The 25,590-nt window shown below is 65.5% G+C and carries 29 protein-coding genes; 21 read left to right on the top strand and 8 right to left on the bottom strand.

The genetic code is table 11. The annotated features are described in order from the left end of the window. Window positions 1–26 precede the first annotated feature (26 nt). The 5 genes from ureE (at window position 27) to J7I84_RS16200 (ending at window position 3,991) form a co-directional block, all read left to right on the top strand. Complete coding sequence (gene ureE / locus J7I84_RS16220) at window positions 27–512, top strand: urease accessory protein UreE (protein WP_214945567.1); 486 nt, start codon at window positions 27–29, stop codon at window positions 510–512. A 144-nt stretch (window positions 513–656) separates the two neighbouring features. After that, the gene (locus tag J7I84_RS16215) at window positions 657–1,322 is read left to right on the top strand and encodes an urease accessory protein UreF (protein WP_214945566.1); all 666 of its coding nucleotides are present in this window, start codon (window positions 657–659) and stop codon (window positions 1,320–1,322) included. A 13-nt stretch (window positions 1,323–1,335) separates the two neighbouring features. Then, complete coding sequence (ureG, locus tag J7I84_RS16210) at window positions 1,336–1,950, top strand: urease accessory protein UreG (RefSeq protein ID WP_214945565.1); 615 nt, start codon at window positions 1,336–1,338, stop codon at window positions 1,948–1,950. Between the two features lie 179 nt (window positions 1,951–2,129). Next, window positions 2,130–2,960 (top strand): urease accessory protein UreD, encoded by an 831-nt coding sequence (locus tag J7I84_RS16205; protein ID WP_214945620.1) that lies wholly within the window; start codon window positions 2,130–2,132, stop codon window positions 2,958–2,960. Then, window positions 2,960–3,991: a HoxN/HupN/NixA family nickel/cobalt transporter gene (locus J7I84_RS16200; protein WP_214945564.1), complete on the top strand. Its 1,032-nt coding sequence runs from the start codon at window positions 2,960–2,962 to the stop codon at window positions 3,989–3,991. The genes J7I84_RS16205 and J7I84_RS16200 overlap by 1 nt, the downstream gene beginning before the upstream one ends. 71 nt (window positions 3,992–4,062) lie before the next feature. Here J7I84_RS16200 and J7I84_RS16195 read toward each other — a convergent pair whose 3' ends face one another. From J7I84_RS16195 to J7I84_RS16175, 5 genes are all read right to left on the bottom strand, one after another. Further along, entirely contained in the window at window positions 4,063–4,512 is a 450-nt protein-coding gene (locus J7I84_RS16195) for a transferase (protein ID WP_214945563.1), read from the bottom strand. Between the two features lie 93 nt (window positions 4,513–4,605). After that, window positions 4,606–5,265 (bottom strand): GntR family transcriptional regulator, encoded by a 660-nt coding sequence (locus J7I84_RS16190; protein WP_214945562.1) that lies wholly within the window; start codon window positions 5,263–5,265, stop codon window positions 4,606–4,608. Between the two features lie 117 nt (window positions 5,266–5,382). Next, window positions 5,383–6,402 carry a transketolase family protein gene (locus J7I84_RS16185; protein WP_214945561.1) on the bottom strand — a complete coding sequence of 340 codons (1,020 nt, stop codon included), beginning with the start codon at window positions 6,400–6,402 and terminating at the stop codon, window positions 5,383–5,385. Further along, window positions 6,399–7,310: a transketolase gene (locus J7I84_RS16180; protein ID WP_214945560.1), complete on the bottom strand. Its 912-nt coding sequence runs from the start codon at window positions 7,308–7,310 to the stop codon at window positions 6,399–6,401. Before J7I84_RS16180 ends, J7I84_RS16185 begins: the two co-directional genes overlap by 4 nt. Before the next feature lie 36 nt (window positions 7,311–7,346). Next, window positions 7,347–8,684 carry an MFS transporter gene (locus J7I84_RS16175; protein WP_214945559.1) on the bottom strand — a complete coding sequence of 446 codons (1,338 nt, stop codon included), beginning with the start codon at window positions 8,682–8,684 and terminating at the stop codon, window positions 7,347–7,349. A gap of 186 nt (window positions 8,685–8,870) precedes the next feature. On the opposite strand from J7I84_RS16175, the gene J7I84_RS16170 reads away from it, so the two are divergent. From J7I84_RS16170 to J7I84_RS16155, 4 genes are all read left to right on the top strand, one after another. After that, complete coding sequence (locus J7I84_RS16170; RefSeq protein WP_214945558.1) at window positions 8,871–9,695, top strand: sugar phosphate isomerase/epimerase; 825 nt, start codon at window positions 8,871–8,873, stop codon at window positions 9,693–9,695. Between the two features lie 90 nt (window positions 9,696–9,785). Next, complete coding sequence (locus tag J7I84_RS16165; RefSeq protein WP_214945557.1) at window positions 9,786–10,559, top strand: SDR family NAD(P)-dependent oxidoreductase; 774 nt, start codon at window positions 9,786–9,788, stop codon at window positions 10,557–10,559. A 35-nt stretch (window positions 10,560–10,594) separates the two neighbouring features. After that, window positions 10,595–10,864 carry a hypothetical protein gene (locus J7I84_RS16160; RefSeq protein ID WP_214945556.1) on the top strand — a complete coding sequence of 90 codons (270 nt, stop codon included), beginning with the start codon at window positions 10,595–10,597 and terminating at the stop codon, window positions 10,862–10,864. After that, window positions 10,864–11,304 (top strand): SRPBCC family protein, encoded by a 441-nt coding sequence (locus J7I84_RS16155; RefSeq protein ID WP_214945555.1) that lies wholly within the window; start codon window positions 10,864–10,866, stop codon window positions 11,302–11,304. Before J7I84_RS16160 ends, J7I84_RS16155 begins: the two co-directional genes overlap by 1 nt. On the opposite strand, the gene J7I84_RS16150 is transcribed toward J7I84_RS16155, so the two are convergent. Beyond that, complete coding sequence (locus J7I84_RS16150) at window positions 11,282–12,853, bottom strand: carboxylesterase/lipase family protein (RefSeq protein WP_214945554.1); 1,572 nt, start codon at window positions 12,851–12,853, stop codon at window positions 11,282–11,284. The genes J7I84_RS16155 and J7I84_RS16150 overlap by 23 nt on opposite strands. A 103-nt stretch (window positions 12,854–12,956) precedes the next feature. Between J7I84_RS16150 and J7I84_RS16145 the strand changes: the two genes are divergently transcribed. Further along, window positions 12,957–13,709 (top strand): GAF and ANTAR domain-containing protein, encoded by a 753-nt coding sequence (locus tag J7I84_RS16145; protein ID WP_214945553.1) that lies wholly within the window; start codon window positions 12,957–12,959, stop codon window positions 13,707–13,709. On the opposite strand, the gene J7I84_RS16140 is transcribed toward J7I84_RS16145, so the two are convergent. Further along, window positions 13,694–13,999, bottom strand: coding sequence for a hypothetical protein (locus tag J7I84_RS16140; protein WP_214945552.1), 306 nt, complete (start codon window positions 13,997–13,999; stop codon window positions 13,694–13,696). The genes J7I84_RS16145 and J7I84_RS16140 overlap by 16 nt on opposite strands. 363 nt (window positions 14,000–14,362) lie before the next feature. Here J7I84_RS16140 and J7I84_RS16135 point away from each other — a divergent pair, with 363 nt between their 5' ends. From J7I84_RS16135 to J7I84_RS16120, 4 genes are all read left to right on the top strand, one after another. Further along, entirely contained in the window at window positions 14,363–14,647 is a 285-nt protein-coding gene (locus tag J7I84_RS16135) for a hypothetical protein (RefSeq protein WP_214945551.1), read from the top strand. Window positions 14,648–14,684: 37 nt separating this feature from the next. Then, the gene (locus tag J7I84_RS16130) at window positions 14,685–15,122 is read left to right on the top strand and encodes a universal stress protein (RefSeq protein ID WP_214945550.1); all 438 of its coding nucleotides are present in this window, start codon (window positions 14,685–14,687) and stop codon (window positions 15,120–15,122) included. Between the two features lie 311 nt (window positions 15,123–15,433). Continuing rightward, entirely contained in the window at window positions 15,434–15,898 is a 465-nt protein-coding gene (locus tag J7I84_RS16125; protein WP_214945549.1) for a phage tail protein, read from the top strand. A gap of 271 nt (window positions 15,899–16,169) precedes the next feature. Next, entirely contained in the window at window positions 16,170–17,321 is a 1,152-nt protein-coding gene (locus J7I84_RS16120) for a cation:proton antiporter (RefSeq protein ID WP_214945548.1), read from the top strand. Window positions 17,322–17,351: 30 nt separating this feature from the next. Here the strand turns inward: J7I84_RS16120 and J7I84_RS16115 are convergent, their stop codons facing one another. Continuing rightward, window positions 17,352–18,101, bottom strand: a complete 750-nt coding sequence (locus J7I84_RS16115; RefSeq protein WP_214945547.1) for a FadR/GntR family transcriptional regulator — start codon at window positions 18,099–18,101, stop codon at window positions 17,352–17,354. Between the two features lie 137 nt (window positions 18,102–18,238). Between J7I84_RS16115 and J7I84_RS16110 the strand changes: the two genes are divergently transcribed. The 7 genes from J7I84_RS16110 (at window position 18,239) to manD (ending at window position 25,575) form a co-directional block, all read left to right on the top strand. After that, entirely contained in the window at window positions 18,239–19,537 is a 1,299-nt protein-coding gene (locus J7I84_RS16110) for an ABC transporter substrate-binding protein (protein ID WP_214945546.1), read from the top strand. Between the two features lie 104 nt (window positions 19,538–19,641). Further along, complete coding sequence (locus J7I84_RS16105) at window positions 19,642–20,586, top strand: carbohydrate ABC transporter permease (RefSeq protein WP_251046702.1); 945 nt, start codon at window positions 19,642–19,644, stop codon at window positions 20,584–20,586. Further along, window positions 20,583–21,461 (top strand): carbohydrate ABC transporter permease, encoded by an 879-nt coding sequence (locus J7I84_RS16100; RefSeq protein WP_214945545.1) that lies wholly within the window; start codon window positions 20,583–20,585, stop codon window positions 21,459–21,461. The genes J7I84_RS16105 and J7I84_RS16100 overlap by 4 nt, the downstream gene beginning before the upstream one ends. Window positions 21,462–21,470: 9 nt before the next feature. Further along, window positions 21,471–22,619, top strand: coding sequence for a galactonate dehydratase (gene dgoD / locus J7I84_RS16095; protein ID WP_214945544.1), 1,149 nt, complete (start codon window positions 21,471–21,473; stop codon window positions 22,617–22,619). Between the two features lie 5 nt (window positions 22,620–22,624). Then, window positions 22,625–23,302 carry a bifunctional 4-hydroxy-2-oxoglutarate aldolase/2-dehydro-3-deoxy-phosphogluconate aldolase gene (locus J7I84_RS16090; RefSeq protein ID WP_251046701.1) on the top strand — a complete coding sequence of 226 codons (678 nt, stop codon included), beginning with the start codon at window positions 22,625–22,627 and terminating at the stop codon, window positions 23,300–23,302. Then, a complete protein-coding gene (locus tag J7I84_RS16085; RefSeq protein ID WP_251046700.1) occupies window positions 23,299–24,294 on the top strand; it encodes a sugar kinase in 996 nt (331 codons plus the stop codon). The genes J7I84_RS16090 and J7I84_RS16085 overlap by 4 nt, the downstream gene beginning before the upstream one ends. A gap of 51 nt (window positions 24,295–24,345) precedes the next feature. Beyond that, entirely contained in the window at window positions 24,346–25,575 is a 1,230-nt protein-coding gene (gene manD, locus J7I84_RS16080; RefSeq protein WP_214945542.1) for a D-mannonate dehydratase ManD, read from the top strand. The last annotated feature ends 15 nt before the right edge of the window (window positions 25,576–25,590 follow it).

Raw genomic sequence — 25,590 nt, 5'->3', positions numbered from 1 at the left:
AATTCCAGACCCTTGAAAGAAACCACGTGATCATCGAACGAGTCCTCGGCAATCTCCACGACCTGCCGGAAACCGACCTCGCCGCTTACGCCGGCCTCCACCGCGAGAAGGTGGTGCTGCCCAGCACCCAACTGGTCAAACGCATCCAGCGCGCCACCACGGACCACGGCAAGGACATCGGCATCCGGCTTCCCTCCGGTTCCGGCGACCTCCGCGACGGCGACATCCTCCACGTGGAAGAAACCAACATGATCGTGGTCTCCGTCCTGCCCACCGACGTCCTGGTCATCGCGCCAAGGACCATCCACGAAATGGGCGTCACCGCACACTCCCTCGGCAACCGGCACCTCCAGGCACAGTTCTTCGATGCGGCGTCGGAGTACGAAGACGACGTCATGGTGTGCGCCTACGACCACACCGTCGAGGACTACCTCCAACATGCAGGAGTGCCCTACACCCGCCAGGAACGCGTCATGCCTGTACCTTTCCGCCATGCCGAACACAGCCACTAGGGTCACCCTGGGTGCGGCGGGTCCAGTCGCGGGGGCTTCGGCGGGTGATAGGGGCCGTGCCCGCTTCGCGGTGCCCACCACGCCGCGGCCCCCATCACCCGCCTCCGCCGAGTTGTGCGGGTACGTCGCCTTGGGAGCGCGGTTATGAGCTACCAGCTTGCCTTACAGCAGCTCACTGACTCTGCGCTTCCTACTGGCGCCTTTGCTCACTCTTTTGGGTTTGAGACGTACATCGACCGGGCGCTCGTATTTGATGAAGGGTCCTTGGGAATCTGGCTTTCTGCTTTTGTCTCCCAGTCGCTTACTTATGCTGATGGGTTGGCTATCCGGTTCTTGTATGAGGGTGGCGATCTGGGGGAGCTCGATTCTCTTTTGTCTGCCTCTCTGTTGCCTCGGCAGGTCCGGGAGGCCAGTGTGAAGATGGGCGGACGTCTTTTGGAGATTGGGGGTGAAGTATTTCCCTCGCCTGCGCTGGAACTGTACCGGGACCTGGTGACCACCGGCCGGGCAGCCGGGCACCAGCCGCTGGCGTTCGCCGTCGTCGCCCGCTCACTGGGGGTGCCGCTCCCGGAGGCGCTGGCCGCCTATCTTTTCGCCACCGTCACCTCCCTCACCCAGAACGCTGTGCGGGCCATCCCACTCGGCCAGAACGCCGGGCAGCGCGTTCTGCGGAAGGCGCACGACGACGTCGCTGCCGCCATCGAACACATCGCGCACCTTACGCCGGACGACCTTGGCGCCGTCAGCCCCGGACTGGAAATCTCGCAAATGCGGCACGAACGCCAGCGTGCCCGGATGTTCATGAGCTAGTAGGAGGAACACCATGACTGAACCCATCAAAATCGGCATCGGCGGGCCTGTCGGCGCCGGCAAAACCCAACTCGTGGAGCGGCTCACCCGGCACATGAGCGGGGATATTTCCATGGCCGCCATCACCAACGACATCTACACCATCGAGGACGCCAAAATCCTCGCCGCCAACGGCATCCTGCCCGAGGACCGGATCATCGGCGTCGAAACCGGCGGCTGCCCCCACACCGCCATCCGCGAAGACACCTCCATGAACACCGCCGCCATCGAAGAACTCAAGGCCCGGCACCCCGACCTGCAAGTCATCTTCGTTGAGTCCGGAGGCGACAACCTCTCCGCCACCTTCAGCCCCGAACTGGTCGACTTCTCCATTTACATCATCGACGTGGCCCAAGGCGAGAAGATCCCCCGCAAAGCAGGCCAGGGCATGATCAAGTCCGACCTCTTCATCATCAACAAAACCGACCTCGCACCGCACGTCGGGGCGGACCTCGCCGTCATGGAGCGGGATTCGAAAGAGTTCCGCGGCAACAAGCCGTTCTGCTTCACCAACCTCAAAACTGACGAAGGACTCGACCAGGTCATCGATTGGATCCGCCACGACGTCCTGATGCTTGACCTCGCATGAGTACGACGGCGGGAGCGCCACCAGCGGCTTCACCGAATGTAAGGGGCCGTGCCCGTCCCCTGGCGCTCCCAATCCTCGCAAGCTCGGATCGGGGCCCTCGCGCCAGTGGGCCCCCCGCGAGGCCCGCCACGCCGCGGGCCCTTACCTCCGGCTCCGCCGCCTCAGTGCCCACGTCACCCATGGGCGAGCTGGAGCTCGTGGTCGCCGATCGTGGTCAGCGCTCAGTGGCCTCCCATCAGTACCATCGGGGTGCTTTGAGGGTTATGCGGCCTCATTACCTCGATGATTCCGGGCAGGTTTGCTATGTCGTCGTCAATCCTGGCGGGGCTTATCTTGGAGCCGATCTCTTTGTCCTTGATGTGGAGGTTAGTGACTTTGCTTCGCTTCTCCTGACGACCCAATCGGCTACCAAGGTGTACCGGACGCCGGGGTCTTTTGCCGAGCAGCGGATGACTGTGCGGCTGGGGGAGGGGGCGCGGCTGGAGCTCATGCCCGACCAGCTCATCGCCTACCGGGAGGCCAGCTACCGGCAGCGGACCTCCGTGACGCTGCGGCCGTCGTCGTCCCTGGTCATGGCCGAAGTGGTGACGCCTGGCTGGTCGCCCGACGGAGCCGCCTTCCGGTATGAGGAGGTGCGGTTGCGGAACGACCTTCACGTCGAAACGGAGGCGGGCACCGAACTGCTGGTTCTCGACAACCTGCTGATCCGGCCGCCGCTGCACGACGTCACCGGACTCGGATTCATGGAGGGCTACAGCCACCTGGGCTCGCTCGTGGTGGTGGATGCGCGGGTGGACCAGGCGCTCGCCGACGAACTGCATGGGCTCACGGCCGGCTGTCACGCGCTGACCGGCATCTCGTTGACCCGCACTGTCGGGGGGACTACTGGGCTGGTGCTGCGAAGCCTCTCCAACAGCACGGATGAGCTGAACCATCTGCTCAGGTCCTGCACAAACTTCCTGCGCGGCCGCTGGTACGGGCAGGGCCCGCTGGACCTAAGGAAGCACTGATGGCCACTATCGCCGCCCTCTACCGGGACCGGGACACGCTGCCGCTCCGGACCCGGGCGCTGTTCACCTTCGGTGCCGTGGCCGCGCTGCATGCCGCCGCCGTCGTACTCCTGCTTGCAGGGGCCGTCAACGGGCGCGGCGTGACACTGTCGGAGGGGCTTGTCCTCACCGCCTACCTGGCGGGCGTCAAGCACAGCTACGACTGGGACCACCTTGCCGCGATCGACAACTCCACCCGCAAGTTCGTGGCACAGCGGCAGGACCCGGTGAGTGTGGGCTTCGCCTTCAGCCTGGGGCACAGCTCCGTAGTGACCCTGGCCGGCGTGCTGGTGATCGCCGGTGCGTCGATGGTTGGCGGCCTGATGCAGGAGGGGACTGCGGGAAACCTGGTGCTGGGCCTCATCGGCAGCGGTGTGTCCGGGATGTTCCTGCTGGCCATGGGCTTATTCAACGGCTCCGCCTTCGCCCGCTCGGCAGGGGCCTACCGCCGGGGGCGCAACGGCGCCGCCATCGATGCCCGGGACCTGGAACCGCAGGGACTGGTGGCGCGGCTCCTCGCCAAGCCCCTCGCCAGGGTGCGGCGGCCGCGGAACATCTATGTGATCGGCTTCCTCTTCGGGTTGGGTTTCGATACTGCCACCACCATCGGTCTGCTGATGGTAACGACGGCGGCCTCGCTCGCCGGGGTGCCGCCGTTTGCCCTGCTTTCCCTGCCGCTTGCCTTCGCTGCCGCAATGACGCTGTGCGATTCCCTGAACGGTGTGGCGATGATGCGGATGTACCGCTCGGCGTTGGACGACCCCCGGCGGAGGCTTGGCTTCAACGCGCTGGTGACCGGCATTTCGGCAGTCTCGGCCCTGGTCATCGCGGTGATCACGCTGGGCGGTTTCCTCAACGCCGCCTTCAGCCTGAATGATCCGGTGACGGCATGGCTTTCATCGATCGACTTGGGCGACGCCGGCCTGCTGCTGGTTGTGCTGCTGCTGGGTGTGTGGGGCGGAGCATCGCTGGTCAATCGAAGGGTGCGGTAACCGGCGGTAGAAAGCCGCGGGAGTACCGCCGGCTGACCCTCAAGCTTCCGGGCGCGCCTCATGGGGCGAACTCAGGCGGCCAGGCCGCCCTTCGCCTTCCGGTGCGGCCTGTGCCTGGCCGGTGCAAGGCGTGAGTGCGCCCCGGCGAGAACCTCGCTGCCGTCGGGTACTGCGCTGTCGCTGTCCAGGTGGACGCCGTGCTCGATGAGAACGCTGGAGCCAATGCGCGAGTGGCTGCCTATGTGGACGCGGTTGCCGATAACGGTGCCCCGGCCAATGCGCACGCCGTCGCCAATTACCGTCCGGTCACCGATCGTGGCCCCGCGGTCGATCCAGGTGCCGTGTCCGATCCTGCAGCCGGAGCCCACCTGCGCGCCGTGTTCCACATAGGTCATGGGGCCGATGCGGGCGCTGTCCGCAACGCTGGCTCCCGGGGCAATGAGCCCGCCGCCGTTGTCGTGGCGCGCGTACCGGGTGACCTTCCCGGCGTCGTCCTCAACTGACACAAACTTTGCGGTCATACCATCCCTCGTTAACGCCGCGGTTATTTACCGCTCGGTAAGTTAACGGCCGGGAGCGTGCTGGGATTCCCGAACGAGCACCGGAAAGGGTAGCTACGCCACCAGGTTGGCGGCAGCGGTGTCCATATGTTCAAGGATGGTTTTCCGGGCCAGCGCCGCGTCCCCGGTGTCGATGGCGGTAACGATTTCCCGGTGGCGGTCCACGCTCATGTTGCTGACCCCCTTCTCCAGTCCCGCGAACATAATGGACATCCGGATGGAGCCCTCCAGCGATTCCCAGGAGTGCAGGAGCGTCTCATTGCCCGTGAGCCGGCAGAGGGTCCGGTGGAATTCGAGATCCGATTCGATGCGTTCCTTGAGGGTTCCCTTGGTGGTTTCGTTCATCGCGTCGATGGCGCTGTGCAGCGATTCGGTGACGTGCTGCCGGTCCGGAAGTTCGCACAGGGTCCGTGCGGCCAGCGATTCCAGGGCGGCCCTGACTGCGAAAATGTCGCGGATTTCCTTCTCGTCCAGGTGGCGGACGGAGAGCCGGCCGCGGGGCCCCGCGGAAAGCAGTCCCTCCTGTTCCAGTTGGCGGAGGGCTTCGCGCAGCGTACCGCGGCTGATCTGCAGCATCTCGGACAGTTCGGTTTCCACCAGGTGCCGTCCGGGCGCCAGCTCACCGCTGGTAATGGCGGTCCTCAGCGCTGAGAGCGCCTGCTCGCGCAAGCTTTTCTTTTCCAGTCCCAGCAGCGGGGCGGTCAGTCCGGCCATGGCTTGTCCTCAATGTCATAAGTCGACTGTTTACAGTCGGTTTTGGTTTCGATAGTACGGCAGAAAGCACGGTACCGGCCGGGACCGGTGCCGTGCTTTCTGCATGTCCAAGAGCCTTTAGCCGAGTTCGGCGAGGACTTTGGCCACGATGCGGTCCACGGCCAGGCCGTAGCGGTCGTGCAGGGTGGGCAGGGCGCCGGCGTCGAGGAACTGGTCGGGCAGCGCCACGGGCACCACGCGCTTGCCCACGCCGGCCGCCACAACGGCGGACGCGACGGTTTCGAACAGGCCGCCCACCACGGAGTGGTTTTCCAGGGTGACGGCCAGGCGGTCCGTATTGATTTCCTTGAGGACTGTTTCGGCGTCGAAGGGCTTGATGGTGGGAGTATGCACGACGGCGACGTCCACGTTGTGTGCCTCCAGCGCCTTTGCTGCCTGGAGGGCGCGCATGGTCATCAGGCCGGAGGAGATGAACACGACGTCGTTGCCGCCGCGCAGGACCTTGGCCTTGCCGAGCTCAAACGTGTAGCCGTACTCATCCAGCACCGTGGGGACGTTGCCTCGCAGCAGCCGCAGGTAGGTGGGGCCTTCGGAGGCGGCCAGCTGCGGGACAGCCTGTTCGATATCTATCGAGTCGCAGGGGTCCACGATGGTCAGGTTGGGCATGCCGCGGAAGATCGCCATGTCCTCGGTGGCCTGGTGGCTGGGCCCGTACCCGGTGGTCAGTCCGGGCAGTCCGCCCACGATGTTGACGTTCAGGTTCGGTTCGGCGGCATCGAGGCAGAGGAAGTCGTAGGCGCGGCGGGCGGCGAACACTGAGTAGGTGGACGCGAACGGCACCAGCCCGGTCTCGGCCAGGCCGGCTGCGGCGCCGAAAAGCAGCTGCTCGGCCATGCCCATCTGGAAGAACCGCTCCGGGAAGGCCTTGGCGAAGATGTGCATGTCCGTGTACTTGCCCAGGTCCGCGGTCAGGCCAACGATCTTGTCGTTCTCCTGCGCGGCCTTGACCAGGGCGTGCCCGAACGGCGCGTTGGAGGTCTTCTGGCCGGGGTCGGCAAACGATGCAATCATCGCCGACGTCTTCAGCTTCGGCTTGGCCGCTGCTGCGGTGTCCGGGGCCTCGGTGGTGGTGCTCATGCTGAAGCCTTTCCTTCGTAACCGGCGGTTAGCTGCTCGCGGCAGATCTGCCATTCGTTCTCTTCGATGCGCATGAAGTGCGCCTTTTCGCGGTTTTCCAGCAGCGGAACGCCGCGGCCCACCTTCGTGTCGCACAGGATGACTGAGGGGCGTCCGACGGCGGCGGCCTGGGCAGCTGCGTTGTCGAACGCTGCCAGCAGCGCGCCGACGTCGTTGCCGTCCACCCGCTGGGTATACCAGCCAAACGCTTCCCACTTCTCCGTGACCGGCTCGGTGCGCAGGACCGTGTCCGTCTTGCCGTCTGCCTGCAGGGCGTTAATGTCCACCATGGCCGTCAGGTTGCCCAGCTGGTGGTGGTGCGCACCCATGGCCGCTTCCCAGGTGGAGCCCTCGTCCAGCTCACCGTCGGAGAGGAAGTTGAACACCCGGGCGGACGAGCCCTGGTAGCGCAGCCCCAGGGCCATGCCGACGGCGATGGTCAGGCCGTGCCCCAGGGAACCGCCGGAGATTTCCATGCCCGGCGTGTAAGTGGACATCCCGGACATCGGAAGCCGCGAATCGTCCGAACCGTAGGTCTCGAGCTCCTCAACCGGGACGATGCCGGCCTCGGCGAGGGCCGCGTAGTGGCCGATGGCGTAGTGGCCGGTGGAGAGCAGGAACCGGTCGCGGGCTTCCCAGTGGGGATCCTCGGCGCGGAACCGAAGCTGGTCACCGTAGACGGTGGCGAGCATGTCCGCCGCGCCCAGGGCCTGGCCCACGTAGCCCTGGCCCTGGACCTCGCCCATGTTCAGGGCGTGGTGCCGGATCCGGTAGGCGGCGGCGCTGATCTTGTCCACCCGCTCCGGGGTCACTGCGGTCTGCAGTGTTTGTCCCTGCGGGGCGGCGTCCTGGACGGTATCTGTAGGCATCACTTGCTCCGTGTTCGTTTCGTGCGTGGTGGTCATTCAGGCGTTGACGGTGTTGGGGGTGCTTTTGGTGGCTTCATCGGCCAGTTCGCGTTCGCGCTTTCCCCAGGTTTCGCGGGTGGCGACGGCAGCCCAGAGCCCGATCAGGGCGTAGGCGCCGAAGAGCAGCGCGGGGCCCATCCAGCCGTAGCTGACGAACAGCAGGGTGGTGATGAAGGGGGTGAAGCCGGACACCATGGCGGAGATCTGGTAGGCCAGGCTGGCGCCGGAGGCGCGGGTCTTGGCCTGGAAGAGTTCGGGGAACCAGGGGCCCTGGGCACCTGCCAGGGAGTTCTGGCAGACCGCGTAGGAGATGACGATGGTAACGATGATGAAGATGAACATGCCGGTGTTGACCAGCAGGAACATCGGGATGGCAAACAGGGCTGCAAACGCGGTGGACCAGATGTACAGGGGGCGGCGGCCGATGCGGTCCGTCAGCGCGGCCCAGGCCTGGGTGGCGAAGATGCCAATGGCCGAAGCGATGGACAGGGCGATCAGCGTCTGGCTCTTGTCCGCCAGGTGCTGGCTGTTGATATACGAAATCATGTAGGTGATGGACACCGCGTAGCCGGCGGTCTCGGCAATGCGGAGGCCGATGCCCTTCACGATGTTGCGCCAGTCGGTCTTGATGACCTCCGCGATGGGTGATTTCACGATGGTGCCGCTGTCCTTGACCTCGTCGAAGACGGGGGATTCGGGGACCTTGGAACGGATGATCAGGCCCACGATCACCAGCAGGATGCTGGCAAGGAACGGGATGCGCCAGGCGAGCTCGCTGCCCAGCTGGACGCTGAACAGGAAGGTCAGGTTGGCCAGCAGCAGGCCCACGGGGAAGCCGGCCTGGACGATGCCTGTGTACTTGCCCTTGTTCTTCCACGGGGCGTGTTCATAGCTCATCAGGATGGCGCCGCCCCATTCCGCGCCGAAGGCAAGGCCCTGGACAATACGGACAAACACCAGCAGTGCGGGCGCCAGCAGCCCAACTGCCGCATAGGTGGGCAGCAGGCCAATGGCGAAGGTGGCCAGGCCCATCAGGATGAGGGAGGCGACCAGGACGGGCTTGCGGCCCACTTTGTCGCCGAGGTGGCCCCCGATGATCCCGCCGAGGGGGCGGGCTGCAAAGCCGACGCCCAGGGTGGCGAAGGAAGCGAGGGTACCCGTGACGGGATCGCTTCCGGGAAAGAAGGCAGTGCCGAAATACAGTGCGGCAGCGGTTCCGAAGCCGATGAAGTCATAGGTCTCGATGACGGCCCCAACGCCGGATCCGATGGCAACTCGCCGGGCGTCCTTGGTGCCGTGGACCGGGCCGCGCATGGTCAGAGCATCTTTGCTCATGGTGGTTCCCTTTCGAAAAGCGGCTGTAGGAGGTGCCGCTGTCGACTGTTAACAAATGGTACGTCCCAGTGTGACCTCCATCATGCTCCAATGTCAACAGTCAACTTTGAGAGTTGACTGTTGACAGTTAACGCAACTACTGTGGTCACCATCACTAAAGTTCGTCCCGGACCAAAAGGATCAATGATGTTCCACTCCAGACTCGGGTGCTCTTCCATCAGCTTCCGGCACCAGGACCTGGGCAACGCCCTGCGCACCATGAAGGGGCTGGGCTTCGAAGAAATCGACTTGGGGGCGCTGCCCGGCGTATGTGACCACGTCCCGTACGTCCTGGATGCTGCCGCCGTCGCCGCAGTTTCGACTGACGTCAACGCTTCCGGGCTGCGCGTCCGCTCCGTCAACGGCGATATCGGGGACCTGAACAAGGTGCTCGACGGCGGGGGCCGGGCCGCGCGCGAGCGTCACCTTGCTGCCCTGCTCACCCTTGCCTCCAACGTCGGGGCCAAGGCGCTCGTCCTGCCGTGCGGCGCGCTGGACCACACGCCGGTCCGGAGCCCCGATGAGGACCTGGACCTCATTGCCGCCCAACTCATTGGTGCCGGCCAGCGGGCGGCGGAATTCGGCGTCGAACTCTGGACTGAATCCCTCCACTTCCTCCGGTTCTGCTGGAACCTGGAGCGCGCAGGACTGCTGGCGGACCGCCTGGCCGGATCCGGCGTCGGAATCGTCATGGACTTCAGCCACATCGTGGCGGCCGGCGGGGACCTCCAGTCCTACCTGGACCGGCATCAGGGCCGCATCAGCCACGTCCACCTTCGCGACGCCGTGCCGGGAAATATCAACCTCAGCATCGGCAACGGGGCTGCGGACTTCGCCGGCGGGCTGAAGCGGCTCGCCGCCGACGGCTACACCGGCCACTTCTCGCTCGAACTGGAAACCCGGGACGTCCCCAATGACGAACGCCCGGCCGCCGCCGCCAAGGCAGCAAGCTTCATCACCGACCTTCTCTAACCATCGATTGCTCCGTAGCTGCCGTTATGGCCCCTCATAACGGCAGCTACGGAGCAATCGATTCACCAAAACAAACCAAGGAGCACCACCATGACCACCACCCAGTGCACCGCCGTCCTCACCGGAGCAACCTCGGAGCGAGGCATCGGCGTCACCACCGCCCGCCGTTACGCACGCGAAGGCTGGGGCATCGTCATCCTGGACCTCGACGGCGAGAAGTCCGCCAAGGTCGCAGCTGAGATCGGCAACGAATTCAACGTCCCCGCCTTCGGCCACGAGATCGACGTCGCCAACGAAGCCTCCGTCACCGCCGCCCAGGCCGCCGTTGCCACAGAAGTTGCCGCCGGCAACCTCCCGCCCGTCGGCGCCCTGGCCAACATCGCCGGCATCACCTCGCCCCTCCCGTTCCTGGAAACCACCCTGGAGCTGTGGCACAAGATCATGGACGTCAACGCCACCGGCACCTACCTGGTGACCAAGGCATTCCTGCCGGACATGTTGGAGAACGGATGGGGCCGGATCGTGAACATGTCATCGGTGTCCGCCCAGCGCGGCGGCGGCGTCTTCGGCAAGGTTCCCTACTCCGCGGCAAAGGCAGCCATCCTCGGCTTCACCAAGGCCCTGGCCCGCGAACTGGGTGCCACCGGTGTCACCGTCAACGCCATCACCCCCGGCGCGGTGGATACCAACATCCGCGTGGGCAGCACCGAGGAACAGGAGGCCGCCATCAACGCCGGCATCCCGCTGGGCCGCAACGCCACCACCGAAGAAGTGGCCTCCGTGATCACCTTCCTGTCCTCGGAGGACTCGGCTTACCTCACCGGCACCACCATCGACATCAACGGTGGCAGCCACATCCACTAACAGCTCCTGACTGCCAGCTGGAAGCAGGGAACGCCATGCAGCCTTACCCGCACTACGCCTGGAACCGGTTGATCGGCGTCCCCGTGGAGATCCGGCGGGACTCTGCCGTTGTTCGCTCCGGCGTGGTGGATGATGCCATGCCGGAGCCCGCAGCCCTGTGGCTGGCGGCCGACGCCGCCGGCCACCGGGAGCTCTTCACCGCCGCTGAGGGGTACCAGGTGTGGATTAAGCCGCAGGCGCTCGAAGGAAAGCTCTGCTACAAGATGGCCGCCGCCCAGTTGCACCGTGCTCCTACACTGAGGTGATGATCACAGTCACCGGAAGTGTGGAAACCAGCCTGTCCGCGGAGAAGGCCTTTGCCTTCATGAGTGAGTTTGAGAACACCAGCAAGTGGGACCCCAACACCCCCGTCATGGACAAAATCACCCCGGGGCCCGTAGCCGTGGGACACAAGTACCACGCCGAGTCCGTGTTCCGCGGAAAGCGCCAGACCCTGGTCTACGAGGTCATCGAGCTCAGGGAGAACCACATTAAGCTGCGCGGCGAGAACAAGACCGTCACGGCCTTTGATTCAATCGACGTCAGCCCCAACGGCACCGGCTCGGTGGTCAAGTACACGGCCGAGTTCAGCATCAACGGGCCGGCGAAGATCATCCAGCCGCTCCTGAAGCCCGCCTTCAATTCCCTGCGGGATCCAGCGCTCAACGGGATCCGGGACACCCTTAACTCGCTGGCAGCAGCCTGACCGCTTCAAAGAACTCCCTGATCTCCTGCCGGGGGTCGGCCTCAAGCCGGGGTTCGGCGTCGAGCACCATGGTGTTGCGCCGCTGCCCGTATTCGGGCCAGGCCAGCTCCGCCGTGCCCGGCGTTCCCGTGCGCGCGAAGGACGCCCAGGCTCCACACATGGCGTCGCTGAGCGGCTGCGGCGCTTTGCCACGGGTAAGGAAGGCAGCCTCCGGCGCGTCAAGGTGCCGGAAGACGAAGGGTATGTCCAGGGCGTGGCAGGCGCCCAGCTTGCCTCCCATTGCAGGGCTCCGCCACGTAAACAGGTAGGCGAAGTTCTTCCCGGGTGCGTCGCCCCCCTGCCCTGCAGCAGCGGCGGTTGCGTGGCGTGCGGCCAGAAGGCTGTTGCTGGGCTGGCGGTACACGGAATCTGCGATGGCCGCCTCCAGGAGTTCCTTGCCGGTAGGCTCCCGGGAGAGCACCTGTGTGAGCGCCGCCGTGTAGCCCGCGGCTTGCGCCGGCTCAATCCCCGCCCCTGCCAGTACCGCGGCGGCGCGGTCAGGGTAGTCCGGATCCGTGGCGGCGGACGGCCGCATTTCCACGGCGAAGGATCCCTCGTTGAGGTTGGTCCCGATCAGCAGGTCAACGCCGCGGTTGACCCCGTTGCGGACAGATTCCAGCGGCGGCAGCGGCAGTGATGGCGTCCCCACCTTCGGCTGGAAAGGCAGCGGGACGGCGAAGGATTCCGCCGCGATGCGCCGTTCCAGGGCGGCCTGGGCCTCGAGCAGCCGCTCCACCGGGAGGGTCAGCAGTTCCTTCGCGGACGATTCGTCCAGGCCACATAATTCAAGGAACAGCGTCGTGATGCGGGCGGAATCTTCGGGCGGGCGGTACCGTTCGGCCGTTCCGCTTTGCATGATGGCCCGGTGGAAGAGCCCTTCCGACGCCGGCATGCCCAGCAGGGTGCCGATCGCTGCCGCTCCTGCCGACTCACCGAAGACAGTCACGTTGTCCGGGTCGCCGCCGAAGGTGCCGATGTTCCGCCGGATCCAGCGGAGGGCCTCAAGCTGGTCCAGCAGGGCAAGGTTTGACGAGTCCCCGTACGCAGGGCCCAGCAGGTCCGCCAGGTGCAGGAAGCCCAGGGCGCCCAGGCGGTAGTTGATGGACACCAGCACCACGCCTGCCGCTGAGGCGAGCCGGGCGCCGTCGTACATCCCGTCACTGTTGGCGCCCAGAAGGTAGGCGCCGCCATGGATCCACACCATCACGGGCCGGCCGGGGCCGTCGACCGCGGGGGTCCAGATGTTCAGGTTGAGGCAGCCCTCCTCGCTCCAGATGCGCGGCCTGGTGCCCGGAGGCGCAGGATCTTCGGGGTTCTGCGGTGCCGCGGGGCCGGGGGCAGTGCAGTCAAGGACGCCACTCCAAGGCGACGCCGGGACTGGCGGCCGGAATCGATTGGCTCCCGACGGCGGCCCGGCGTAGGGGATGCCCAGGAACCTTTGGACGGTGGTCCCGTCAGTCTCCAGGGAGCTGCCGCGGACGGACCCGCAGGGGGTGGAGAGGTGCGTCATGATTGACAGGTTACGGCGTGGGCGCAGGTAGGCTGGCATCACCGTTTGGCAGTGAGCGGCCACAGTTCCGTGGTTTTTGATTACTGTCCAGGAGGTATGGCGCGTGCTAGACAGCGGCGTCCCTAACGATGAGGATTTTGCAGACGTTGCCCTGCGCCTCCAGGAGTCGTTCCTGCACAACCCCGAAGCTGACGCACTTCTCCAGGATCTCGCTGCTTATGCCTCCTCCAGGCTTGGGAGCCAGGGCCGGGAGTGCTGCTGTGGGATCACCGTACTCCGGCCCAAGAAGGCTGCCGCAACTGCGGGCAGCAACCCACGTGCCAGGATGATGCACCAGGTGGAGTTCAATCTGGGCCACGGTCCGGGGCATACGGCCATGCGGACTGACAGTACCGTTCTGTTGGCTGACCTGAGGCGGGAAGACCGCTGGCCGGAGTATGTCGACGCCGCCCGGGGCCAGGGATTCCTTTCGGTGTTAAGCATCCCCGCCGTGTTGGAGGGTGACGCGCAGGGTGCGCTGACGTTCTACTGCCCGCAGCCGGTTGCGCCCGGCAGCAGCGGTGTCAACGCTGCCGAGGCCTTCGTGCGCCGGGCATCGAAAGGGCTGACCCTTGCCCTGCGGATGCTGAAGCTGGAGGAGACCAAGCACGGCATGAGCGCGGCGATGCAAACACGCACCGTGATTGACCTGGCCACCGGGGCCATCATGGCGCAGAACCGCTGCAGCCAGGCTGCTGCCTTCAAACTGCTGCGGGACGCATCAAGCACCCGGAACATGAAACTTCGTGATGTTGCGGCCGCCGTGGTGGCGTCCGTTGCCGGTGCCGGGGAGACCTTTACCTACTTCGACGAGTAGGGTCCCTTCCGCTCCGGATCATGCGGCTCCGGCTGCAGAAGGAACAGGGAATAGCTGCTGAGCGGAGCCCGCAGCGGCAGGCCCTCGGCAGCGCAATGTTCATTGACCGCCTGCGCCAGGGCGTCCCGCTCCTTCGGTGCAAGGGTTCCCTGGCCCGCGCAGTAGTCCCGGATGAGCTGTTCCGAGGCGTCCCCGCCCAGCCCAACGAACTCCAGCCACAGCTGCGCCAGATCCAGCCGGTGCTCCTTGATGACAGCGCCGGTCAGTGCTTGCTGGTCAACGGCATCCATCATCCCGTCCTGCCCTTGAATTGCACTCCTACATTTGCGATTCGGTACGGCCGGTGCGGCGGATTGGAAAAGAGGCAAAACTTTTGCTGGCAGACGGAAAATCCCAAGTGGTGATGTGCGCCCGCTTCCCGCTGCTGGCCGCCCTTCCCGGAGTTTTGATCCTTGACGTGGGGCCTTGGGGGTTACGGCCCCGGCCCTGGGAGGAACTGGAGCTCGTGGCGAACTGGCGGCGATACATGGATTCGCCTGAACGCTACCTCCGCCACATCCAGCGCCGTGGGACCTTTGCCCCTAGGCATTGCACCCGCCCAAGCAGTCAACTTGAGTGTCTGGAACAGGCGAGGACCACAGGAGGCAAGGGTCATGGGCGCATGTGATGTCTGCGGCAGCAGCGAGGGCCGCATGTTCACCGTCAGTATGGGAAACCAGACCGGCACGTTCGACAGCTTCGAATGCGCCATTCATATGATGGCTCCGGCCTGTGAGCACTGCGGCTGCCGAATCCTGGGCCACCCTGTTGAAAGCGAAGCAGGCATCTACTGCTGCCTCCACTGTGCAAAGGAAGCGGGAAACCCGCACCAGGCAGCCAAAACGGAGCATTCCACCGTGGCCGTGCCGGCGCAGGGCACCGCAACAGGCCAGGGCTAGTTCCGCCAGAAGCCTCACGACAGGAAAAGGGGCCCCCGTGTCCGGTAACGGAAGCTTCAAAATAGTGGTTGGTGTGGACGGTTCCGACCAGTCGCGGGCGGCGATGGACTGGGCAATCGAAGAATCCAGGCTGCGCAAGGGCGAGGTGCAGGCCGTGACGGCGTGGAGCTTCCCTTACGTCAGCGATGCTATGGGCACTGCGTGGGACTACGAGATTTTCGAGAAGGACGCCCAGGCCATCCTGGAGGCTGAGCTCGAACGCATAAAGGACCAGGGCGTGACCGTTACAGGACGCGTCGTGGAGGGCAATCCGGCGTCGGCGCTTATCGACGCTTCCCGGAATGCCGACCTTGTGGCGGTTGGTTCACGCGGCCACGGGGGATTCACCGGGATGCTGCTCGGCTCCGTATCCCACCAGACCATCCACCACGCGCACTGCCCGGTGCTGGTGATCCGCGAACCGGGCACGGATTAGGGCAGGCGGCAGGCTCCGCAGACCGGGGGGATGCAGCAGCATACCGCCTCACGGTACTGCTGGAACCTCTCGCCAAAGCGCCCCCCCAGGTCGGCTTCTTCCAAGGGCCGGACAACGTAGTTCCACCAAACTCCACTCGCCCAAACCCCACAGGACCAAGCGCGGCACGGATCCCTCCGGATCATTCCCGTGAATGAAAGCCGCCGCCTGTTCCTAGTGTGTCGGGCGGGCTGATGAAGTAGCGCCCCGCCCGGTGCGGCAGGGGGCTCGGATCTGCAAGGATGTCCAAAACATCATTCCCAGGAGGACTCATGCCATACACCGTGGATTTTAAGGACGTCTCAACCGTTGGTCTGGAATCATCACCAGTTGCCGACGCGCTGGCCGGGCTGCGCGCCAACGAGGCGCGCTACTACAAGAACAAGTACGACCACGAGTTCACCACCACGCCGGCGCGGGATGCCCCGGAAACGCTCGACTACGTAAACAAGATCCTCAAATCGGAGCGGGACCTGGTCATCAAGTCCAAGCCCCTTGAGGTGTCCTCCTTTGAGGTGGCTGGGCTGCGCATGGCCTACGTGTTTTACGAGTCCGGGCTGTCCATCAACGTCATGTACGGCATTGAGGAGGGTGGCAAACGGGCGGTGGGCTTCAAACTCTCGGACGGTATGGAGGTCCCGGAGGAATTGGCTTCCAGCTTCAAGTTCGCCCGGCAGAAGTCCAAGCTCGCCGGCACCATCCGCGGCTCCTACTTCGTGATCAAGGGCGAATACTGAGCACACTTTCCAGCGGATCGAGGACGGCGGCGCCGTCAGGATTACCCCGCGTGTCGTCGTCGCGGGCTTGAGCGCTCAGGGGAAGTAACTGTTCCTGGGTGACATCGAACTTGCAGTCGTCACCACCGTGCCACCGTGGGACTTCAGCGCAGGCGCCGTTGACCCCGTGCATGGGCGTGAGTACTGTGGGCCCACTATCCGTCCCGGCGTTGACCGGTTGCCTGTGCCTGCGGCGGGGCATTGGTCCGGGCGCGGCGGCAAAAGGAGGCAGGTGTCGTTCTTCCAGCTTTCGCTGATCGCCACTGTCGCGCTTCTTGGGCCCTTGCTGGCGTTCCCCCGGAATTGGCATCTGCCCATGGTGCTCGGGCAACTGCTCGCCGGCATCGCCATCGGACGCACCGGCCTGGGACTGGTGGATTCCTCCGATCCGACCTTCACGTTCGTTGCCGACGTCGGATTCGCCCTCATCATGTTCGTAGCCGGAACGCATGTGCCGGTGCGGGACCGGGCCATCCGCCCAGCCCTGGGCGGCGGTGCGCTGCGGGCCGCGATCGCCGCGGCGCTCGCGGCCGCCGTCGGAAGCGCCATTGCGTTCGCCTTCGGCACCGGGCACGCTCCGCTCTACATCGTCCTGCTCGCGTCGTCGTCGGCGGCCCTTGTCCTGCCGATCATTGATTCCCTGAGGCTGGCGGGGCCCAAGGTCCTCACGACGACGGCGCAGGTGGCGGTGGCGGATATCGCCTGCATTGTGGCGCTCCCCCTCGCCGTCGACCCGCCCAATGCCCCGAAGGCTGCACTCGGTGCGGCCGCCGTCGCGGCATCTTCCGTGGTGTTGTTCTTCGTTCTCCGGTGGCTGGAGCTCAGCGGCACCCGCGGGCGGGTGCATGACGTGTCCGAGGAACGGAAGTTCGCCCTGGAACTGCGGGTCCAGCTTGCCTTGCTCTTCGCGCTTTCCGGGCTTGCCGTCGCAGGCCACGTGTCCGTGATGCTCGCGGGATTCTCGTTTGGGCTGGTGGTGGCGGCAGTGGGTGAACCCCGGCGGCTGGCGCACCAGCTGTTCGCGGTCAGCGACGGTTTCCTCGGGCCCGTGTTCTTCGTCTGGCTGGGTGCATCGCTCAACCTGCGCGCGCTCGCCACCACTCCAGGCATGGTGCTCCTCGGGATTTGCCTTGGAGCGGGGACCCTTCTGGTCCACGGAAGCCTGCGCCTGCTCGGCCAGCCGCTGCCGCTCGCAGTGCTTTCGGCATCGCAGCTGGGCGTGCCGGTTGCCGCCGCCGCCATCGGCTCCCAACTGGATCTGCTGGCGCCCGGAGAAGCTTCCGCCATGATCCTGGGCGCCCTTATCACCATCGGGGCAAGCGCCGCGGCAGGTTCACGGGCTGCCCGCACGTTCACTCGTCCCGCCCCGGCGCGGCCGGGATAGGCAGCTCTGGCGCCGGACTGCGCCGGGGCGTCAGGGGTTTCCGGGAGTCTCTCCGCCCGCGTGGCTGCTGGACCAGATATCACCCATCTCTTCGGTGGACTGCTCCACGATCCTGCTCATGGCGGCGTGCGCGGCACCTGCATCGCGGTGTTGAATGGCGCTCGCCACGTCCACATGCAACTGCAGCGCTTCGTGGTCCGGAAGATGCGGCATTAGGCCGTGCTGGGTCCGCCCGGCCAGCACTTCAGCCACCAGGTTGTGAAGCTGCGAAAACATCAGGTTGCCGGAGGAATTGAGGACGGCGGCGTGAAACTCTATGTCCAGGCGCAGGAACTCGCCCTGGTCCCCCCGCTGCCCGGCAGCCCACAGCCTCGCAGCCATGGACACCAAGTCGCTGGCGGCGTCCAAGGAAGCGCGTTCCGCTGCCAGGCGCGCGGCCTGCGGCTCAATGGCGCCGCGCAATTCATTCAGGGCCCGCAGCTGCTCCAGCCGCTTGGCCGATGCCAGCCGCCAGCGGATCACCTGGGGATCGTAAAGGTTCCAGCTGGCCTCCGGCTGGACCACCGTGCCGAGGCGGCGCCGGGATTCGAGCATTCCCATGGAGGACAGGACGCGGGTGGCCTCCCGGATCACGGAGCGGGACACCTTGTGCTGCGCCTCCAGCTCGTCCAGCCGCAGGATGGAATTCGGCGCGAGTGTTCCCGCGGCAATGGCCAGGCCCAGGTTCTCGACCAGCGATGAATGCAGGTCGGGGGACAACGCCGCCTTTGGGATGGTCATGAATAAATCATATGGGCGCAAGGCAAGGTCTTGTATATGTCTGCCTTATTTGTCTATGCTCGCTGAACAGAGCAGACGTAACGAGGCGTCATGCAACCGGCCCGGTCTATCCGTGGCCTTGAGCATAGGGAGTCGTAATGAAGCGGCGTTCAATTGTGAAGTACGCGGCCGTGGCCGCGGCGATGTCGCTGGGGCTGACCGCCTGCAGCGGCGGCGGAGGTGGCAGCGACGAGGCCAAGCAGTCCGGCACCGTCCGCGTCACCCTCGCCAACCACGTCTGGACTGACGGCATCAAGGCCGCCATCCCGGAGTTCGAAAAGTCCACCGGACTGAAGGTCGAGCTCACCCAGTTGGGCGAAGACCAGCTCTCGGACCAGTACAACGTCAAGCTCAACGCAGGCAGCGATGAGATCGACGTGATGATGTACCGCCCGCTGCAGGAAGGCAAAGCCTTCGCCAAGAACGGCTACCTGGCGGACCTGACGAAGAACGTCTCGTCGGACTCCAACTGGGACTGGAAGGACTACCAGGAAGGCCCCGTCAAGGCCACCACCGTTGACGGCAAGGTGGTTGGCGTGCCGATCATCACCGAACGCGAGGTGCTGTACTACCGCAAGGACCTGCTCCAGGCCGCAGGACTCCAGGTCCCCAAGACCATGGATGAGCTGGAAGCGGCAGCCAAGGCCATCAAGGCTTCCTCCCCGGACACCGCAGGCTTCGTGGCCCGCACCGGCAAGTCCGCCGCCGTCACCCAGTTCTCCAGCTTCCTCTACAGCTTCGGCGGCGACTTCGTCGACTCCAGCGGCAAGGCGTCCGTCAACACCGATGCCGCCAAGAAGGCCTACTCCTTCTACGGCGGCCTGATCAAGAACTACGGCCCCGCCAACGTCAGCACGGACATGAGCTGGCCGGAGGCAATGGCTATCTTCACCCAGGGCGGCGCAGCCTTCTACACCGAGGCCGACTCGCTCTACAAGAACGCCACTGATCCCGCCAAGTCCAAGGTGGCAGACAAGGTTGGATTCGCCGCGCTGCCCGCAGGCCCAGCCGGTTCCAAGCCGTACAACATCCCCTCCTGGGCACTTGGCGTGAACCAGAACTCCAGCAACCAGGAGAACGCCTGGAAGTTCATACAGTGGGCCACCAGCAAGGAACGCACGCTGGAAGCCCAGAAGGCCGGCGTCCCCGGCCCCCGCGCGTCCGTCTGGGCCAACCCTGACGGAACATCCACCTACCCGAAGGACCTGGCCGACGCGATTTCCGCCAGCGCCAAGACCGGTGTGGGCCACGACCGCCCCGAGGTCGTCACGGTAGGCAAGGCACGGGAAATCGTGGGCGGGCCGATTGTTGCCACCATCACCGGTGCGGACCCCGCCGCCGCGGCCAACGACGCCCAGACTGCTTTCCAGAGCTTCCTGGACAGCGAAAAGAAGTAGGACGCAGGGCGCCAAACACGCCTGAACATCCCGCCGGGACGGCTTCGCAGCCGTCCCGGCGCGGCCCACTTCACCCCCAAACTCTTAGGTGAACCATGTCTGTAATGAACCCTCCCCGCAGTGCCCGCACACGCCGGGCCGGCGGACCCGCCGGCGCCGGGGGGAGCTTTTCCGCCTGGGCCAACCGGCACCGCAAATGGCTCTTCGCCGCGCCGGCCATGATCTTCGTCGGCGTCCTGATCATCTTTCCGCTCGCCTGGACCGTGTACCTGAGCCTGACCGACTCCCAGGGCTCAGTCCGGGCCGCCACGGAGTTCGTCGGACTGAAGAACTACCTCACGGTCCTGGGCGACATGGAGCGTTTCTGGCCCGCCGTGGGCCGCACCCTTGCCTTCACCGGCGTCGCGCTGGCCTTCGAAGTGATGCTGGGCATGGGCGTTGCGCTGCTCCTGTGGCGGCCCTTCCGCGGCGAAAAGTGGGTCCGGGTGGCCATCCTGCTGCCACTGGTGGCCACGCCCGTGGCCGTCGGCATGATGTGGCGGCTCATTTTCGACCCCAACATCGGCTTCGTTAATCAACTCCTGGGCATGGTGGGCATTCCGCCCCAGCCGTGGCTGTCCGGGCAGGACACCGCCCTGGGCACCACCATCTTCATGGACGTGTGGCAGTGGACCCCCATGGTGGTCCTGATCCTGCTGGCCGGCCTGACCTCACTCTCGGACGAACCCGACGAGGCCGCCCGCGTGGACGGCGCCAACGCCTTCCAACGGTTCTTCTACATCACACTGCCCCTCATGATGCCCACAGTGATCGTGGCTATCCTGCTGCGCGGCATCGATGCCCTGAAGACCTTCGACATCCTCTACGCCACCAAGGGCAAGGGCGGCGGCTCGTTCCATGAAGTGGAGACCTTGAACGTCTACGCCTACGGACTGAGCTTCGACTACAACCAGTACGGGCTCTCCTCGGCGGTGCTGATCCTGTTCTTCATGATCATCATCGGCTCCATGTGGTTGCTCACCATGCGCAAGAAAGCGGTAAGCAAATGACCGTCATGACAGATTCCGCCACCACCGTCGCTGACAGCCGGCCCACGCGCCGCCGCAAGCCCCTGGGCACCCGCGCCTACAAGGTGTTCCGCGTGGTGGCCTTGATTCTGGTGGTGCTGTTCCTGCTCGCGCCGCTGTTCTGGATGCTCCTGGCGTCGCTGAAGACCAACGTGGACATCTACGACACCGGCAAGGCCTTCGTGTTCTCGCCCACCTTCGAGAACTACGCCAACGTGCTGCAGCGCAACAACTACTTCGTGTTCATCGTCAACAGCTTCTGGGTGGCCTTCGTCTCCACCGCGCTGTCGATCGTCCTGGGCGTTCCTGCGGCCTACGCGATGAGTCGCTTCAGCATGCACCGCTCCGCGCTGGTGGTCCTGATGGCCCGCGTTATCCCGGGCGTCTCACTCCTGGTGCCCTGGTACTACGTCTTCTCGAACCTGCGCATGGTGGGCAAGTTCGAGGTGCTGATCCTCAGCCACATGTTCGTGGCCCTCCCGTTGATCGTCTACATCATGATGAGCTACTTTGACTCGCTGCCCCTCGAACTGGAGGAATCGGCCGAGGTGGATGGCCTCACGCCGATCGGCGCGTTCCGGCTGATCACCCTGCCGCTGGCCGTGTCCGGCATCGCCACCGCCGGCATCCTGTCCTTTATCTTCTCGTGGAACAACTTCATGTTCGCGCTGGTGCTCTCCGGCGCCAAGACCAAGACCTTGCCCGTGGCGATCTTCGACTTCGTCTCCTACGCCAGCATTGACTGGGGCGGGCTGATGGCCGCGGCGACCGTTGTCACCATCCCCATCATGATCATTGCGCTCTTCACGCAGAAGTACATCGTTTCCGGCCTGACCGCCGGCGCCACCAAGGGTTAGGACCGCCGCGTGACCGTCATCAGCAGGATCGAAACATTCCTCGTTCCACCCCGCTGGCTCTTTGTCCGCATCGAGACAGACAGCGGAATCGTGGGGTGGGGCGAGGCCACCTGCGAGGGCCGCAGTGAGACGGTGCGCGCCGCCGTCGAACAACTCTCGGAACTGCTCATCGGCAGGGACGCCCTCCGCATCGAAGACCACTGGCAGGTAATGACCAAAGGGTCCTTCTACCGTGGCGGCCCCATCCTCGCCAGCGCCGTCTCCGGCCTGGACCAGGCGCTGTGGGATATCGCCGGAAAGCACTTCAACACCCCGGTGCACCAGCTCCTGGGCGGCCATGTCCGGGACCGGATCCGGATGTACGGCTGGGTGGGCGGCGACGAGCCGAACGAGGTGGCGGACCAAATCAGTGCGCAGCTGGACGTGGGGCTCACTGCCGTCAAAATGAACGCCAGCGGCCGAATGAGCCCGGTGGCGTCTGTCGCGGAGATCGACGGCGTCATCCGGCGTGTCGCCGCGGCCCGCCAGGTTTTGGGCGACCACCGCGACGTCGCCGTCGACTTCCATGGCCGCTTCAGCCTGGCCAGCGCCCGGCGGGTGGCCCCGTTGCTGGAACCGTTCCGGCCCTTCTTCCTGGAAGAGCCCGTTGTTCCGGAAAACACCCATCTGCTCCGCGAATTCACTGCATCCACCACTACACCCGTGTCCACGGGGGAGCGGCTCTACAACCGGCAGGAGTTCCTGCCCGCCCTGCAGGCAGGCATCGCCGTGGCGCAGCCGGACCTCTCCCATGCCGGCGGCATCACCGAAGTCCGCAAGATCGCAGCCTTGGCCGAGGTCTACGAAGTCCAGCTGGCACCGCACTGCCCGCTGGGCCCTTTGGCACTCGCCGCCTGCCTCCAGGTGGGCTTTGCCACGCCCAACTTCCTCATCCAGGAACAAAGCATCGGCATCCACTACAACCAGGGCGCCGAAGTGCTCGACTACGTGGTGGACAAGACACCGTTCAAGTTCGTGAACGGCCACATCGAGCGGCTCACCGGGCCCGGGCTGGGCGTTGACATCGACGAAGCCGTGGTCCGTGCAGCGGACAAGCGCGGCCATGCCTGGCGCGGCCCCGTATGGCGCCACCCCGACGGATCCTTCGCAGAATGGTGAACCCCATGACGTCCCAGAATTCAGCTGTTACCTCCGCCAGCCTTCTGGCCGGAATCCGGCAGGCCCGCCTCGTCGGCATCGTCCGCGGGAACGACGGCGGTGCTGCCGCCAAGGCCGCGCTGGCGGCGATGGAGGAAGGCTTCCAGTACGTGGAGATCGCCCTCACCACGCCCAACGCACTGGAGGCGATCCGCGAGGTCCGCGCGGCTGCCCCGGCCGGCTGCCTGGTGGGTGCCGGCACCGTCATGACGCCAGCCGACGTCGAACGCGTCACCGCTGCCGGCGGCCAATTCATCGTCACCCCCTCACTGGCCCCCTCGATCAGCGAGGCGGCCAGTGCCGGGATTCCCGTCCTGGCCGGGGCGCTGACGCCAAGTGAAGCCTATGAAGCGATGGAACGCGGTGCCACCGCCATCAAGCTTTTCCCGGCGTCCATCGGCGGGCCCCGGTACCTGAAGGCCGTCCGGGATCCTTTCCCGGACATTCCCTTCATCGCCGTGGGCGGCGTGGGCCTCGGCGAGGCAACCGGTTACTGGGAAGCCGGAGCCATCGCTGTTGGACTGGGCGGGCCCCTGTTCGGCAGCGCGGCCTCCGGCGGGGACCTGGCGGAGATGCGGGAGCGCGCCCACGGTTTCCTGCGCCTCGCCGCCGAGTTCGCAGCCCGTACCGGGACCGCCTCATGACTGCTGGTCCCCGAAACACCCCGGCCCCGGACCCGGTGGGCCTGCTGACCTTCGGGGAGTCAATGGTCTCCCTGCGGTCCACCGGCCCCCTGGCCAGCGGCGGCGCGCTGAACATGCAGGTGGCCGGGGCGGAATCGAACGTTGCCATCGGCGTTGCACGCCTCGGCCATACTTCGGTCTGGGTAGGGTCCGTGGGTGCCGATCCCCAGGGCGAGTTCATCGTGAAGCAACTGCGGGGCGAGGGCGTGCACCTGCACCACAGCGTGCATCCGGAGCGCAGCACCGGGGTGATGTTCCTGGAGCAGCGCACGGCCGACCTCAGCCGGGCCTTCTACTACCGCGCCGGGTCCGCGGGGGCCACCATCTCACGTGAGCACGTGGCTGCGGCACTGGATTGCGGTGCCCGGATCCTGCACCTGACCGGCATCACCGCAGCGCTCAGCCCGGAAGCCCGGGACGCCGTGGAATATGCCGCGGAACGGGCGGCCGGTGACGGTGTAGCGGTGAGCCTCGACGTGAACTACCGCAGCAAGCTCTGGTCCCGGGACCAGGCGAGGGCGGTGCTCGGCCCCCTGGCGCGGCACGCCACCATCGTCATAGCGTCCGACGACGAGCTGGACCTGATTGCCCCGCCACAGGAGGGGAACGCGGCGGCTATGGACGAAGCTTCCGCCGCGGCCCGGCTGCTCGACACCGGAGTCAGCGAAGTGGTGGTGAAGCGCGGCGCAGCGGGCGCGGCGGTTTATACAGCGGAAGGGTGCCTGGAAGCACCGGCCCTCGCCGTGACCTGTGTGGACACCGTCGGGGCAGGCGACGCGTTCACTGCCGGATACCTCTCGGCCCTGCTCGACGGCGTCGATACCGCCGGCCGCCTGCACCGGGGCGTCCTGGCAGGCGCCTTCGCCGTCAGCACCCGCGGCGACTGGGAGGGGCTGCCCCGTCGCGAGGAGCTTGCCCTGCTTGATTCCGCCCGGGGCAGCACCGTGCGCTGACTCCAGCCCTTGACATTCCAGACCTTAAGAAATCCCGACCGAAAGCCAGCCGTGAAAATTATTGCCGCCGATGTGTTTGTTACCAGTCCGTCCCGGAACTTTGTGACGCTCCGGGTTACTACGGAGGATGGGGTGACGGGTATTGGTGATGCCACTTTGAATGGGCGTGAGCTCGCGGTCGCCGCGTATCTGAAGGAGCATGTGGCGCAGCTGTTGGTGGGCAAGGATGCGCACCGGATTGAGGATACGTGGCAGTTCCTGTACCGGTCCTCGTATTGGCGGCGGGGTCCGGTGACGATGGCGGCGATCGCTGCGGTGGACATGGCGTTGTGGGATATCAAGGGCAAGGTGGCCGGGTTGCCGGTGTACCAGTTGCTGGGCGGGGCGTCGCGGAACGGGTTGCGGGCGTACGGGCACGCGTCCGGGTCCGATATTCCTTCGCTGTTTGATTCGGTCCGGGAGCACCTCGAGCTGGGGTACAAGTCGATCCGGATCCAGACCGCGATTCCGGGGATCAAGGCCGTGTACGGTGTCGCGGCGCAGGCGCAGGCGTCGGGGGAGCGGTATGACTATGAGCCGGCCGGGCGCGGTGCGTTCCCGCAGGAAGAGGACTGGGACACCCGGGCGTATTTGCGGCATCTGCCGACGGTGTTCGAGGCGGTGCGGAATGAGTTTGGTCCGGAGATCCCGTTGCTGCATGACGGGCATCACCGGATGACGCCGATCCAGGCGGCGAAGCTGGGTAAGGCGTTGGAGCCGTATGACTTGTTTTGGTTGGAGGACTGCACGCCGGCGGAGAACCAGGAAGGGCTGCGGCTGGTGCGGCAGCACACCACGACGCCGTTGGCGATCGGGGAGGTCTTCAACACGGTGTGGGACTACCAGACGCTGATCAAGGAGCAGTTGATCGACTACGTCCGGGCCGCGTCCACGCACTTTGGCGGGATTTCCCCGTTGAAGAAGGTGATGGATTTCGCCGCGCAGTACCAGATCAAGTCAGGTTTCCATGGGCCGACGGATATTTCCCCGGTGGGGTTCGCGGCGCAGCTGCATGTGGGGTTGGCGATCCATAACTACGGGATCCAGGAGTACATGCAGCACTCGGACAAGACCAACGAGGTCTTCGAGCAGTCCATGACCTTCGTGGACGGGTATCTGCACCCGGGCGACAACCCCGGTATCGGGGTCGAATTCAACGAAGAAGCCGCCGCCGCGTACCCGTACCAGCAGGCCTACCTGCCCTACAACCGCCTCGTCGACGGCACGGTGCACGACTGGTAGCAGTTCAGGCTGATA

It is taken from the genome of Arthrobacter sp. ISL-85, assembly GCF_018613675.1.
In the GTDB taxonomy this organism is placed as follows: domain Bacteria; phylum Actinomycetota; class Actinomycetes; order Actinomycetales; family Micrococcaceae; genus Arthrobacter.
Note: the sequence above shows the minus strand (reverse complement) of the source record. Positions and strands in the feature narration are given on the sequence as shown.